Source organism: Streptomyces sp. NPDC004629, from assembly GCF_042873595.1.
GTDB lineage: Bacteria > Actinomycetota > Actinomycetes > Streptomycetales > Streptomycetaceae > Streptomyces.
The window spans coordinates 40,839-54,856 of the sequence record NZ_JBIALO010000009.1; the positions used below are offsets into that span (position 1 = coordinate 40,839).

Annotated in this window: 10 protein-coding genes; 8 read left to right on the plus strand and 2 right to left on the minus strand. The window is 69.9% G+C overall.

Features of this window, described 5'->3' with window-relative positions:
* The first annotated feature begins 259 nt into the window (after positions 1-259).
* A complete protein-coding gene (locus ACFYTE_RS15395; RefSeq protein WP_388709744.1) occupies positions 260-1,066 on the plus strand; it encodes an SGNH/GDSL hydrolase family protein in 807 nt (268 codons plus the stop codon).
* Between the two features lie 338 nt (positions 1,067-1,404).
* Here ACFYTE_RS15395 and ACFYTE_RS15400 read toward each other — a convergent pair whose 3' ends face one another.
* Positions 1,405-2,175, minus strand: coding sequence for an IclR family transcriptional regulator (locus ACFYTE_RS15400; RefSeq protein WP_388709746.1), 771 nt, complete (start codon positions 2,173-2,175; stop codon positions 1,405-1,407).
* 185 nt (positions 2,176-2,360) lie between these two features.
* Between ACFYTE_RS15400 and ACFYTE_RS15405 the strand changes: the two genes are divergently transcribed.
* From ACFYTE_RS15405 to ACFYTE_RS15435, 7 genes are all read left to right on the plus strand, one after another.
* On the plus strand, positions 2,361-3,416 hold the full coding sequence (locus ACFYTE_RS15405; RefSeq protein ID WP_388709748.1) for a zinc-binding dehydrogenase: 1,056 nt from the start codon (positions 2,361-2,363) through the stop codon (positions 3,414-3,416).
* A 1-nt stretch (position 3,417) separates the two neighbouring features.
* Positions 3,418-4,146, plus strand: a complete 729-nt coding sequence (locus ACFYTE_RS15410) for an SDR family NAD(P)-dependent oxidoreductase (protein WP_388709750.1) — start codon at positions 3,418-3,420, stop codon at positions 4,144-4,146.
* A gap of 181 nt (positions 4,147-4,327) precedes the next feature.
* Positions 4,328-5,668 carry a histidinol dehydrogenase gene (gene hisD, locus ACFYTE_RS15415; protein WP_388709752.1) on the plus strand — a complete coding sequence of 447 codons (1,341 nt, stop codon included), beginning with the start codon at positions 4,328-4,330 and terminating at the stop codon, positions 5,666-5,668.
* Positions 5,669-5,890: 222 nt separating this feature from the next.
* Complete coding sequence (locus ACFYTE_RS15420) at positions 5,891-7,360, plus strand: purine-cytosine permease family protein (RefSeq protein ID WP_388709754.1); 1,470 nt, start codon at positions 5,891-5,893, stop codon at positions 7,358-7,360.
* A complete protein-coding gene (locus ACFYTE_RS15425) occupies positions 7,360-8,577 on the plus strand; it encodes an alpha-hydroxy acid oxidase (RefSeq protein WP_388709756.1) in 1,218 nt (405 codons plus the stop codon). The genes ACFYTE_RS15420 and ACFYTE_RS15425 overlap by 1 nt, the downstream gene beginning before the upstream one ends.
* A 168-nt stretch (positions 8,578-8,745) precedes the next feature.
* The gene (gene hutH / locus ACFYTE_RS15430; RefSeq protein ID WP_388710157.1) at positions 8,746-10,284 is read left to right on the plus strand and encodes a histidine ammonia-lyase; all 1,539 of its coding nucleotides are present in this window, start codon (positions 8,746-8,748) and stop codon (positions 10,282-10,284) included.
* A complete protein-coding gene (locus ACFYTE_RS15435) occupies positions 10,281-11,372 on the plus strand; it encodes an aminotransferase class I/II-fold pyridoxal phosphate-dependent enzyme (RefSeq protein ID WP_388709758.1) in 1,092 nt (363 codons plus the stop codon). The genes hutH and ACFYTE_RS15435 overlap by 4 nt, the downstream gene beginning before the upstream one ends.
* A 174-nt stretch (positions 11,373-11,546) precedes the next feature.
* On the opposite strand, the gene ACFYTE_RS15440 is transcribed toward ACFYTE_RS15435, so the two are convergent.
* Positions 11,547-14,012 (minus strand): glycoside hydrolase family 3 C-terminal domain-containing protein, encoded by a 2,466-nt coding sequence (locus ACFYTE_RS15440; RefSeq protein ID WP_388709760.1) that lies wholly within the window; start codon positions 14,010-14,012, stop codon positions 11,547-11,549.
* Positions 14,013-14,018: the final 6 nt, after the last annotated feature.

The window sequence follows — 14,018 nt, forward strand, 5'->3', positions numbered from 1 at the left end:
CGCACACGCCAGTCGAGATTCGGCCCACGGAATTGGCGCGCAACCCCCACGGAAACGGCTTCCGCTTCGGCGGCTTTACGGCAGAAGCCAGAAGGAGACATTTCCATGCGCAGCCCGCCCGAAAAGGCGCGATGGCGATTCCCAGGACATTTCATGCGGGCCAGGTGCCACCGGCTCTCCGCCTGCGCCGGCAGGTCTTCCAGCACCCTCACAGCTCCAGGAGTGAAACATGCGCTCGTCAAGAGCACGCAGACGTCTCATGTCGCTTTCCCTTGCGGTGGCCGCCGCCTGCCTTGCGGTCACGGCCGCCCCGAGTGCGTACGCCGCGGACGTCGGTCCGGCGGCCGCCGGCAAGTATGTGGCACTCGGCGACTCGTACGCCGTCGCGCCCGGCACACGCGAATACGACAACCCTGACGACCCATGCCGTCGCGGCCCGTCCACATACTCCCGGTTATGGGCCCAGCAGCACCCCTCGTACTCTTTCGTGGAGGCGTCCTGCTCCGGGGCGACCACCGCGGACCTGACCAGCCAACAGGTGCCGCAACTCACCACGGACACCACACTGGTGACGGTGCACGTGGGCGGCAACGACGTCGGTTTCGTCGACGTGCTGACGAACTGCGTCCTCACCATCGACGACAAGGACTGCATCGCCGGGGTGGAGGCCGCGAAGGCCGTCGCGACCAGCAGTCTGCCGGGCGGCCTGGCGAGCACGTACGCGGCGATCCGGGCGAAGGCACCCAACGCCACGGTCGTGGTGGTGGGTTACCCCCGGCTGTACACGATCGGCGGCAACTGCGGCATTCTCGGGCTGAGCGACCGGGAGCGGGCGGCACTCAACTCGGCCGCCGACACCCTGGCCTCGGTCACGGCGGCCGAGGCCGCGAAGGCCGGTTTCGTCTTCCTCGACCCGCGTTCCGCGTTCGACCCGCACACCATCTGCTCCAACGGCCCGGTCTGGGTGACGAACCTGGAGTGGGACAAGATCAACGAGTCCTACCACCCCAACAAGGCCGGGCACCACGACGGATACCTGGCGTTGCTGAACGCGATCACGGGCTGACCGCGCCGGCCCGTTCAGGGGTTCCGGACACCCGCCTCCGGGCGCCCGCCGCATGCGTGCGTCCGGCGGCACGACCGCCGACGTCGGATCACCGGCCGTCGTGCCACCCGAGACCTCCGTCCGCGGACCCGAGCCCTTTGTCCGCGGACCCATCCGTCCCGACAACGCCAGGTCACCCCGCAGGCGCGCCGACCATCCGGTCGGCGCCGCGGCTCGGTCGGTGCCGAGCCGCGGCGGCGACCGGATGCAACGCCTGGTGGCAGGTCTTCGGCAGAGCCGCCTTCACCGGCCAGGCCGGCACCCGAGCCGCTGCCGGGAGCGTCGGCCGTGTCCTTGGTTCACTCCCCCGAAGTGTGTCCCAGTTCGACGGAGAAGCGGTGTGCCACCGCCCGGACCTCGGCGGCGAGTTGGTCGAGCGAAAGGTTCTGGGTGCCGGCCACCGTGGCAACACCGATGGCCGCGACCGCACTTCCGTCGCCGGTCCGCACGGGCGCCGCGACGCACTCGATGCCCGATGTGGTGGAGCCGACCTCCACGGCGTAGCCCGCTGTCCGTACGTCGGCGAGCAAAGAGGTCAACTGCTCGAAGGAGTCGACTCTGACGTCCGTACGCTGCGGCCAGCTGTACTCGGCAAACCGTGCACGCAGCTCGCTGTGGTCCAGGAAGGCCAAAATGGAGCGCCCGACAGCGGTGAGGTGGGCCGGCAGCCGCGTCCCCACGTCGGTGACGAGACGTATGCCCGATCCCTGTGGTTCCCGCTTGTCCAGGTAGAGCACATCGGTTCCCTGAAGGACCGCCAGATGGCTGGTCTGCCCGGTCCGTGCCGTCAACGCGCTGAGGTGACGCTGTCCTTCGTACTGAAGGTGTCCGGTGCGCAGATAAGCGGCACCGATCTCAAGCGCGCTGATCCCGAGGGACCACACCCGGCGATCGGGCCAGTAGGCCACATAGCTCATGTCGCGCATGACGTTGAGCAGATGATGCGTGGTGCTCTTCGGCAGGTCGAGCGCCGCGGCGATCTCCAGCGCGGAAAGCGGCGTGACCCGCCGGCTCAGCAGATCCAGGACCGCCATGACACGCTCGGCGGACTTCACTTTGCTGCTCGACACCAAGCACCACCTCACTCATCGCGGCCCGCTACGGACAGCCGGCGTCCGGCATGTGTCGGGCCGGACAACCGACAGCCAAGGTCTTCCGTACAGGCGCACCCTGTCGTATGGTTCCGGACAAGTCGAGACTCTAGTCTTAGATACGAGACAGGGCAAGGGTACCTGCAATGGCACGAGCATTGCTGATGGATCAACATCTCGCGCTGACAGTCGCCGAGCAGCCTCCGCTCGCCCCCGATCCGGGCGACGTGGTCGTTCAGGTCGCCTGGGCGGGTGTCTGCGGATCGGACTTGCACGTCATGCAGACCGGGGACTGGGTCGAGTACTGGCCGGCCACGCTCGGCCACGAGGTGGCCGGCTGGATCGTGACCTCCCGGGCTCCCGGGCTGGACGAAGGCATGCCCGTGGTGGTGGACTCGCGTATCCCGTGCGGTGTGTGTGACGGCTGCGGTCGTGCCGCGCGATTGTGTACCGCCATGGCCTGGCTCGGGGAGCGCAGGCCCGGGGGTTATGCCGATCGTCTGACGGTGCCCGCCCACATGATTCATCCCGTTCCCGCGGGACTCGACCTGTCCGTGGCCGTGCTGGCCGAGCCGCTGGCCGTGACCATGTCCGCGCTGGACCGTGTTCACCAGTCTCCGCGGTCGGTTCTGATCGTCGGGTACGGCCCGATCGGCGCGTTCTGCCACACCGAGGTCACGCGCCGCTGGCCCGAGGTGCCCGTCGGCGTCGTGGAGCCCTCGCCGGCGCGCTCCCGCCTCGCCGCCGCACGACGGGTCCCGGCCGCGGCAGCCCTGTCCGACCTGCCGGGGAAGGACGGCGGGCCGCCCAGGTTCGACCTGGTCATCGACGCCGCCGGCTACCCAGGAAGCCTGTCGGACGCGCTGTCCTCGGTCACCTCCGGCGGAACGGTTCTGCTCGTGGCGCTCTCCTCGAAGCCCACGCCCGTCACCCCGTCCGCGATCGTCGAGCGGTCGGTCAGCATCACCGGTAGCGTCGGGTTCGACACCGAACACCTGCACCGTGCCCTGGACGCCTTGGCCGCAGAGCCCGGCCCGTACAGCACGCTCGTCACTCACCGCGTCCCGCTGGCCGACCTGCCGGCGTTCCTCGCCGAAGGCGTCCAGCGCACCGCCGGAAAGGTCATCGTCTCCTGCGACCCGCACGCACCCGCGCACCCGGACCCGGACCCGGACCCGGACCCGCAGCGAACACCGTCCGCAGAGCGGCGGAGGTCCTGACATGACCCAGGGACGACGGTATGTGATCACCGGCGGCACCAGCGGCATCGGGCGGGCCTGCGCCGAGCACCTGACGGCTGCGGGCGCGGCCGTGTGGATCACGGGAACCAGCCAGGCAAACGTCACCGCCGCCGTCGAAGCCGGTGTTGCCGCCGGCGGCAGCATGTGTGACGTACGCGATGAAGCCGCCGTGAACGCGGCGGTCTTCGAAGCGGTGGAGTCCCTGGGCGGGCTGGACGGGGTGTTCGCCAATGCGGGCATCGACGGCGAAGGAAAGCCCGCCGCGGAACTCAGCACCCGGCACTTTCAGCAGGTTCTCGACGTCAATACGCTCGGCGCCTTCAGGGTGTGCCGTGCCGCCTACCGGTACCTGGCACGCCCCGGAACCCTCGTCATCAACGCCTCGGTCAACGCACAGCGTCCTGAGGCCGGCTTCACCGACTACAACGTCAGCAAGGCCGCGGCCGTGGCCCTCGCCAAGTCGCTGGCGCTGGAATGGAGCGGCGAGGGCCTGTCCGTGATCGCCCTGTGCCCGGGGTATTTCCCCTCCCGCATGACGGATCAGTACCTGAGCGATGAACAGACGGCCGCCGAACTGCTGAAGCACATCCCCGCAGGGCGCTTCGGGAACCTGGGGGAAGTCGGTGCCACGGTGGAGTTCCTGCTCAGTCCGCATGCCTCCTTCATGACCGGCGCGGTCGTCACCCTCGACGGCGGCCGATCCCTGTAGCCGCCCGCCGACGTCATCCCCGAGTCATCCGCCGCTTCTCATGGGGAGTGGCAGCCCGTAACTCTCAAGCGAGACAGCTGTCTTGAGGATGAGACAGCCAAGAGCCAAGACAGCCACGGCATACACGCAGCCAAAACAGACCCAGACAGACCCAGACAGACCGAGACAAGGAGTGGATGCGATGTCGGACACCCAGACCAAGGTCCTGCGCGAACGCGGGTACTGGCACACGCTCGACGCCGGGGCCCGTGCCGACCTGCTGACCCGCGGCACCGCCGCGATCTTCGATCCGTCCCTGCGTGAGGGCGTCCTGGAGATCATCGAGGATGTGCGTGCGAACGGTGACGCCGCTCTGCTGCGTGCCCTGGAGAAGTTCGACAAGTGCACCATCACCGCGGACCAGATCAAGGTCACCGAGGCCGAGTTCGCCGCCGCCCGCGAGGAGGTGAGCGGCGAACTGCTCGCCGCGATCCGGGACAGCATCGCCCACGTCCGTCGCTTCAACGAGCAGTTGACGGCGCACGGGGACTGGAGTTTCGAGACCGCTCCGGGACTGACTGTCGGCGAGAAGGTCAGTCCGATCGCCAGCGCTGGGCTCTTCGTCCCCAGTGGCAAGGGTTCCTACCCCTCGGTGCTCATCCAGCTCGCGGTGCCGGCCGTCGTCGCGGGTGTGCCCCAGATCGCCGTGATCGTCCCGCCGGTGCCCGGCTCGGGCGGCAAGGTGGACTCGGCCGTGCTGGTGGCCGCCGACGAACTGGGCATCCACCAGGTCTTCCGCGCCAACGGCCCGGCGGGCGTCGCCGCCCTCGCCTTCGGGACCGAGACGGTCCCGGCCGTGCGCAAGCTCTGCGGTCCGGGCAGCCCGCCCGTCACATGCGCGCAGATCGAGGTGCAGCGGTTCGGGACCGCCGGTGTCATGCTGCTCGGTCCCAGCGAGAGCCTGGTCCTGTCCGACGATTCCGCGGACCCGCGGCTGCTGGCCGCGGACCTGCTCAACGAGGCGGAGCACGGCCCTGACTCCACCAGCGTCCTGGTCACCGACAGTCCCGAGCTGCTGGAGAAGGTCCAGGTCGAGCTGGCCGCTCAGCTGCGGGAGCTGCCCGAGCCGCGGCGCGGCTACGCCCGCACCGCTCTGGGGCGCAACGGTGGTGTGGTGCTCACCCGGGATCTCGCCGAGGCGGCCGAGGTGGCCAACGCCTTCGCACCGGAGCACATGCAGATCGTCGCCCGCGACGAGCAGGAGGTGCTGGACCAGGTCGTCGACGCCGGCGAGATCCTTCTGGGACAGAACACCACGGTTTCCATGGCCAACTTCGTGATCGGCTGTCCGGCGGCCCTGCCGACCAGCGGATACGCGAAGGTCACCAGCGGTGTCACCGCCAATGCCTTCCGCAAGTGGACGGCCGTCGCCAAGGCCGACCGGAGGGCTCTTGCGGCCACCTCACAGACGGTCTTCGCGTTCTGTGAGCACGAGGGCTTCCCCGCCCACGCCAACTCGGTGCGAGCGCGTCTGCAGAACTGATGTCCTTGGCCGACTGAGGCAGCTGGCACACTACACAGTCAGCACGTTCGGCGTGCCCCGGGTGAGCACCTGCCGACCGATGACTGCGTTCAGCACCGAGGTACAGCGCATGCGAAGGGCCGCCGGGCACCTCGCACCTGTTCGTATCCGGTCCCGCGGCTCGCCGCATCCACGCACCGATCCCCTGCCTCACACCCTGGCGCAGCCCCGGGAGACACCGACATGAGCGCAAACTCCATCACGAGCGTCGAGCAACGCTCCATCGACTTCATCCCCCACAGTGAGCGTTACGGCAGCGTCCGAAGCCTGTTCACGCTCTGGTTCGGCGGCAACCTCCAGGTGACGGCGATCGCCGCCGGCGCCATCACGGTGGCGGTCGGCCTTCCGCTGCCCTGGGCCCTGCTGGCGATCGTCGTCGGCAATCTCGTCGGTGCCGTGTTCATGGCGCTGCACTCCGCCCAGGGCCCCCGGCTCGGCATCCCCCAGATGATCCAGAGCCGTGCCCAGTTCGGCTACCTGGGCGCCGTCCTGCCGCTCCTGCTCGTCCTGCTGATGTACGTCGGGTACTTCGCCGGCAGCGCCGTACTGACCGGGCAGGCCATCAGCAGCTGGCTGGGCCTGCCGGTGGATCTCAGCATCGTCGCGGCCAACGCGGTCACCGCCGTGCTGGCCCTGTACGGCTACCGCCTGCTGCACGCGACCGAGAAATGGCTGTCCGTACTCAGCGGTATCGCCTTTCTCATCCTGTCCGTGCAGCTCGTACGACATGTGGGCCTCGGTGACTGGAGCGGGAGCGGATTCAGCTGGGGAACGTTCCTGCTGGCGACGTCCATCGCCGCCACCTGGCAGCTGACGTACGCCCCGTACGTCGCGGACTACTCCCGGTACCTGCCGGCCGACACACCTGTGCGCGCCTCGTTCTGGTACACCTACGCGGGTACGGTCCTGGCCTCCAGCTGGATGTTCGCGTTCGGTGCCGTCGCCACCGCCGCCGCCGCGAAGGCGTTCGCCGGTGGCTCGGTTGACTTCATCGTCGGTCAGGCGGGCACCGCCACCTGGGCGTTCTTCCTGATCATCATCGTGGGCAACATCGTCGTGAACGCCCTGAATCTGTACGGCATGTTCATGTCGGCCACGACCACGTTCACCGTCTTCGTGAAGGGCCCGATCAATGTCGCCGCGCGTACGCTGATCATCCTTTGCTCCGCGGCCGTCGGCACGGTCCTCGCCATCACGGGCCGCAGCAACTTCCTGGACAACTTCACCAACTTCATCCTGCTGCTGGCATACTTCCTCATCCCCTGGACGTCGATCAACCTGGTCGACTTCTACCTGGTCCGCAGGGAGCGGTACGCGATCGACGACATCTTCGAACGCGACGGCCGCTACGGCGGCGTGGACTGGCGGGCGATGACCGCCTATGTCGCGGGCATCGCCATAGAACTGCCCTTCGTCAGCTCCGCCTTCTACGTCGGTCCCCTCGTCGCGCCGCTGGGCGGAGCGGACGTCTCCTGGATCGTGGGCATCTTCGTCAGCGGCGGTCTCTATCTGCTCATCATGAAGGCGGCACCCGTGCGGCGCGGCCACATCGCCACCGAACGGGACGCGCCGGTGCGCGCCGGGGCGGACCACGGCCGCTTCGACGGCGGTATGAGCGTGATCGAGTCCGTGCAAGGTGAGGCGAACAGCTAGTGCGAATCCATGAAGTGCGCCAGCTCATCCAGCTCAAGCCGATCGATCTCAACCGGCGCCGTAGCCGACTGGCGGCCGCGCACACCACGGAGGACTTCCGGCTGCTGGCGCGCAGGGCGCTGCCGCGCTCCGTCTTCGACTACGTCGACGGAGGCGCCGACGAGGAGACGAGTCTGCGCGCGAACGTGGACGCGTTCCGCCGCTGGCGGTTCGTGCCGCGCTCACTGACCGACGTCTCGGACCCCGACCTCAGCACGAAGATCCTCGGCCTGGCGGTCGCGGCACCGCTCGGTCTTGCGCCGACCGGATACACCCGTATGATCTCCGCCCTCGGAGAACCCGCGGTGGTCGCCGCGGCGGCTTCGGCGGGCCTTCCCTATGTGCTGTCCACCATGGCGACCACATCGCTGGAGGACGTCGCGGCAGCGGCACCCGAGGCGGAGCGCTGGTTCCAGCTGTACGTGTGGAAGGACCGCAGGCTGACCGAGCTGCTGGTGCAGCGGGCCGCACAGGCCGGCTACTCGGTTCTCGCGATCGCGGTGGACACCGCCGTGTCCGGTTTCCGGGTACGCGATGTGCGCAACGGGCTCACCATCCCGCCGGCCCTCACCCTGTCCAGTCTCCTGGACATCGGCACGCGTCCGCGCTACTGGACGAGCATGCTGCGCCATCCTGCCCTGCGGTTCGCCAATGTCGGCTCCGACGGCGCGGACGGTTCGTCCGGCTACACCATCGAGAACATCACCAGCCAGTTCGACCCGGCGGTCACCTGGGACGACGTGGCGCGTATCCGCGACCAGTGGCCGGGCAAACTGGTCATCAAGGGCCCCATCAGCGCGCAGGACGCAGTGCGGGCCAAGGACCTCGGGGTGGACGGCGTCCACCTGTCCAACCACGGCGGGCGCCAGCTCGACCGTGCCGTCGCCCCCATCGACCTGGTCTCCCCGGTCCGCTCGGCGGTGGGTGAGGACTTCTCCGTCCTGGTCGACTCGGGTGTCCGGCACGGCGCGGACATCGCCACCGCACTGGCCCTGGGCGCCGATGCCTGCTTCATCGGGCGTCCCTACCTGTGGGCCCTCGCGGCCGGCGGACAGGAAGGGGTCACCCGGCTTCTGCGGCTCCTCACCGACCAGCTGCGCCGCACGATGCAGCTGCTGGGCGTGACCTCGGTCGACCAGCTGCGCCACGAAGGGCGCTCTCTGATCATGCGGGACTGACACCCGCCCGGACCGGCCGGCGCCGCACCGCCCGGACGTCACGAGGCCTGACCTCGGACCCCCGGGCGACGCCTGCACCACTTTCGAGACTTGAATCTGAGATACGAGACCGATGGAAAAGGTGTGATGAGTACAGCCGAGATGACGACCGGCCCGGTGCAAACGGACGTGCCCACCGTGGTCGTGGGTGTGGGGCCGGTGTCCGCTTCCGAGGTGCTGGCCGTGGCCCGAGCAGGTGCCGCCGTCCGCCTGTCGCAGGAGGCCAGGGACGCGATGGGCGCCAGCAGGCAGCGCATCGAAGACCTCGCGAACTCCACCGAGCCGGTCTACGGGGTCTCCACGGGGTTCGGGGCACTGGCCACCCGGCACATCCCCGCAACCCTGCGGGGACAGTTGCAGAGCAGCCTGATCCGCTCGCATGCGGCCGGTTCGGGTCCGGAGGTGGAACAGGAGGTGGTGCGCGCGCTGATGCTGCTGCGCCTGTCCACCCTGGCCACCGGCCGCACGGGGGTGCGCGTCGAGGTCGCCGAGGCGTATGCGGACATGCTCTGCGCGCAGATCACCCCCGTCGTCCACGAGTACGGCAGCCTGGGGTGTTCCGGAGACCTGGCCCCGCTGGCACACGTCGCCCTCGCGCTCACCGGCGAAGGAGTCGTCAACGACCACAGCGGCCGGCGCATACCGGCCGCGCAGGCACTGGAAGCAGCCGGGCTGCGCCCGCTGCACCTGCGCGAGAAGGAGGGCCTGGCCCTCATCAACGGCACCGACGGGATGCTCGGTCAACTCGTACTGGCGCTGGAGGACTTGGACGCCCTGGTGCGTCTGGCCGACATCGCCGCGGCGATGAGCGTGGAGGCGCTGCTGGGCACCGACCGGGTCTTCGCCGCGGACCTGCAGGCACTGCGCCCGCATCCCGGGCAGGCGGCATCGGCGGCCAACATGCTGGCCCTGCTCGCCGGTTCCGGCATCGTGGCCAGCCATCGCACGGACACCTGCACGATCGTCCAGGACGCCTACTCGCTGCGCTGTGCCCCGCAGGTCGCAGGAGCCGTCCGCGACACGCTCGCGCACGCCCGTGCCGTTGCCGAGCGGGAGTTGGCGTCCGCCATCGACAACCCCGTGGTGACCCCCGACGGACGGGTGGAGTCCAACGGCAACTTCCACGGCGCCCCGGTGGCCTACGTCCTGGACTTCGCCGCGATCGCCGTCGCGGACCTCGCCGGCATCAGCGAGCGCCGCACCGACCGGATGCTCGACACCGCCCGCAGCCACGGCCTGCCGCCCTTCCTGGCCGACGACCCCGGCGTGGACTCCGGCCACATGATCGCCCAGTACACCCAGGCCGCCGTCGTCGCCGAACTCAAACGCCTCGCGGTGCCCGCCGGCGTGGACTCGATCCCCTCCTCGGCGATGCAGGAGGACCACGTGTCCATGGGATGGTCGGCCGCCCGGAAGCTGCGCCGGGCCGTCGACGGGCTGACGCGGGTCCTGGCCATCGAAGTGCTCACCGCGGCCCGGGCCCTTGACCTGCGCGCTCCGCTGCAACCGGCGCCGGCCACCGCGGCCGTTCGCGACCTCATCCGTACCCGGGTGCCCGGTCCCGGCCCCGATCGTTTCCTGTCACCGGAGATCGAGCAGACGGTGGCACTGGCAGCCGGCGGGGACCTGTTGGCCGCCGCGCAGAACGTCTCTGGAGAACTGCAGTGAACACCCGACCGACGGCGGCCATGCCCACCCCGCGTCCCCGCATCGCCGCCCTGCCGGTGTACTCCCGCGCCGCCGGCAGCGCCTCGGTACGCTGGCGTGCCTCTTCCAACGAGTCGACCGTGGCTCCCTCACCGGCCATCCGTGCGGCCGTCGCGCGGGCCGCGGCGCACGCCCATCTGTACCCGTCACTGGCGGGCGACGACCTGATCGCCGCGATAAGCGAGCGTATGGGGGTGCACGAGGACCAGGTCGTCGTGGGCGGCGGTTCGCTCGCCCTGCTGCAACTGGCACTGACCGCGTTCACCGGACCCGGCACCGAGGTGATCCACGCCTGGCGCAGCTACGAGGCGTACCCGATCCTCATCGGCATCGCCGACGCGCAAGCCGTCCCCGTGGCCCTGGACCACGAGTACCGTCACGACAGCCAGGCCATGCTCGCCGCCCTCACCCCGCAGACCTCCGCGATGTTGATCTGCGATCCGAACAACCCCACCGGGACGGCGCTGCCGCCGCAGCGGCTGCGGGCCCTGCTCGATGCGGTCCCCAGCCATGTGCTCGTCCTGCTGGACCGGGCCTATCAGGAGTTCGACCAGACGGAGCCGGACGTGGCGGCCCTGGTCGCGGAGCGCCCCAACGTGATCGTCTTCCGGACCTTCTCCAAGGCCTACGGGCTGGCGGGCCTGCGCGCCGGCTACGCCATCGGCTCGCCCGAGGTGATGCGGGTGGTGCGGGCGACCGCGCCGCCGTTCGGTCTGAGCGCCGTGGCCGAGGCAGCGGCCCTCGCGGCCTGGTCGGACCGGGAACACACCCGGCACATCGTGAACACGGTGACCGAGTGCCGCGAGACGTTCCGCCAGGCGCTCGGCGACCGGGGCCTGTTCACCCCCGACTCCCGTGCGAACTTCGTCTGGCTTCCCGTCGGGGACCGGGCCGAGGCCCTTCAGGCGGCCTGTGTGCGGCGCGGCGTATCCGTGCGTGCCTTCGCCGGCGAGGGCGTACGCGTCACGGTGGGCTGCCCGGAAGCAGAGGCCGCCGTCCTGGCCGCCGTGGACGAGAGCAGCCTCCGGGCCGCATCCGCGGCGGAGTGACAACGCGCGGGACACCGGAGCGTCGCAGCGGCGGCCTCCGCACCCGCGTCCCCCGACGCCCGCGGCGCGCCGCACGCAACACGACGAGTCATCACGCCCACGCTCTGGTGGAACCCGCGGGCCCCGGTCCGGGTGTCAGGTACCGAACCGGGGCCCGCGGGAGTATCGCCCGGGTCAGACGTGGACCGCGACGGTGATCCTGCGGTCGGCGATCGAGCGGCCGACATGGAGGTTGTACGCACCCTTCACGAAGGCCCACGAGTCGGTCGCCTCGTCCCAGACCTCGAAGGCCCGGCGGGGGATGTCGATGACGGCCTCGACGGTCTCGCCCGGCCCCGCCTCCACCACCGCGAAGCCGGCGAGCCATCGCGTGGGGCGGTCGGATGCGCGCTCGGCCGGGGCGAGATAGAGCTGCACGGTCTCCCGGCCCGGCCGGTCGCCGCTGTTGTGCACGCGGACCGTGGCGACGGTGCCGTACACCTCTACCGACTTGTAGGACCAGTCGGTGTAGCCAAGGCCGTGGCCAAAGGGGTAGGAGGGGGCGCGGCCCGCCTTGTCCCATGCCCGGTAGCCGATGAACACACCCTCGCTGTACGGCAGTTCGCCGTTCTCGGGGACGACCTGGGAGACCGGGGCATCGGTGAGGGAGCCCCAGGTGGTGGGGAGGCGCCCGCCGGGCTCATGGGTGCCGATGAGGACGTCGGCGAGGGCGGCGCCGCCCTCCTGGCCCGGGAACCAGCTGAGCAGGACGGCGGCGACCTCGTCCCGCCAGGGCATTTCCACCGGGGAGCCGGAGTTGACGACCACGACCGTGTTGGGGTTGGCGGCCACGACCGCACGGACCAGGTCGTCCTGGCGGCCCGGCAGCGCCAGGTCGGTACGGTCGAAGCCCTCCGACTCGACGCGATCGGTGGTGGCGACCACGACGACGGCGGTGTCGGCGGCGCGGGCCGCTTCGACCGCCTCGGCGATCAGCTCGTCGGGGTCACGCTGCGGCTCCTGGTACGCAAGGGTGATCGTGATGTCCTCCCGGAGGGAGTCATCGTCGAGCGCGACGACGTGCGTAAGACCGACGTCGACGGGTTCTCCCGCGGTGAGTTCCACCTGGGCGCGGGGCACGGGAGAGCTGAAGAAGCCCTCGAAGGGGTCGCCCGTGTCGTGCGCCTGGACACCGTCGTAGTACGTGACCCCGTCGACGGCGAGCTGGAAGGCGCCGGTCCCCTTGATGCCGAGGGTGTGCAGGCCGGTGTGGCGCGGCGTGAAGGTCCCGGCCAGCTCGACACTGTGGAGGTTGCCGAACGAGACACCCTCGGGGAGGTCCGCGAAGGACCAGTGGATCTGGCCGTTGGGGATGTCCGTGGTGGCGAGGACCGTGCCGTCGGCGCCGCGGCACACGGCGCGGAGGGTGAACCCCCGGCCGGCGGTGACCAGTTCCGTGTTCGGGTCCGCTCCGACCGCATAGCCGACCGTGCCCTCGGGGAGGGCTTCGGTGAGACCGTCGAGCGGGGAGACGATCCGGTCCGGGAAGACGGTGGCGGAGCCGCCGCCGAGGACACGGGCGTCGCGGGCCGCGGCCCCGATCAGGGCGACCGTGCCGCCCGGCTTCAGGGGAAGGGCGTCGTTGTCGTTCTTGACGAGGACGAAGGAGCGCCGGGCGATCTCCCGTGCCAGTTCGACGCCGTCGACGGTCTTCGGCAGTTCGGTGACGGCCGGCTCGGCGCTCTCCAGGGCGCCGACGCGCACGGCCAGCCGCAGGACATTGCGTACGGCCTCGTCGACCGTGGCCTCGTCGACCTTGCCGTCCCTGACCGCCTGGGCGAGGGCCGCGCCGTAGACGGTCCGCGGTCCGGGCATGGCCACGTCGAGGCCGCCGTTGATGGCGTCGACCGTCGACCGGGCCGCCGTCCAGTCGGAGACGTTGAAACCGTCGAAGCCCCATGCGCCGCGCAGGACCTCGTTGACCAGGTAGTGGTGTTCGCTCATCGTCGTGCCGTTGACCGAGTTGTAGGCGGTCATGATGCCCCACGGGTGGGCGTTCTCGACGATCGCCTCGAAGGGGGCCAGGTACAGCTCGCGCAGGGCGCGTGCGGAGATGAGGTTGTCGACCGTGAAGCGGTCGGTTTCGGCATCGTTGGCCACGAAGTGTTTGACCGTGGTGCCGACACCCCCGGACTGCACACCGCTCACATAGCCGGAGCCGATCACCCCGGTGAGATACGGGTCCTCGCTGTAGCACTCGAAGTGCCGCCCGCCGAGCGGCGAGCGGTGCAGGTTGACCGTGGGGGCGAGCAGGACGTGGACGCCCTTGCGGCGGGCCTCCTGGGCGAGCAGCACACCGGCGCGGCGGGCCAGTTCGGCATCCCAGGTGGCGGCGAGCGCGGTCGGCGAGGGCAGCGCGATGGACGGGTCGTCCGCGCTCCAGCGCACCCCCCGCACACCGATCGGGCCGTCCGACATGACCAGGGACTTCAGCCCGATCTCGGGGACGGCAGGCAACGACCACCGATCCTGTCCGGCCAGCAGCCGGGTCTTCGTGTCCAGGTCGAGGTGGGCGAGAGCCGTCTCGACAGCCGCTTTTGTTGCACCGGGTGCCTGTGTCACAGCGGCTTCTCCTCGGGGAAAGTCGTTGGCCGTGTTCATGCAGAA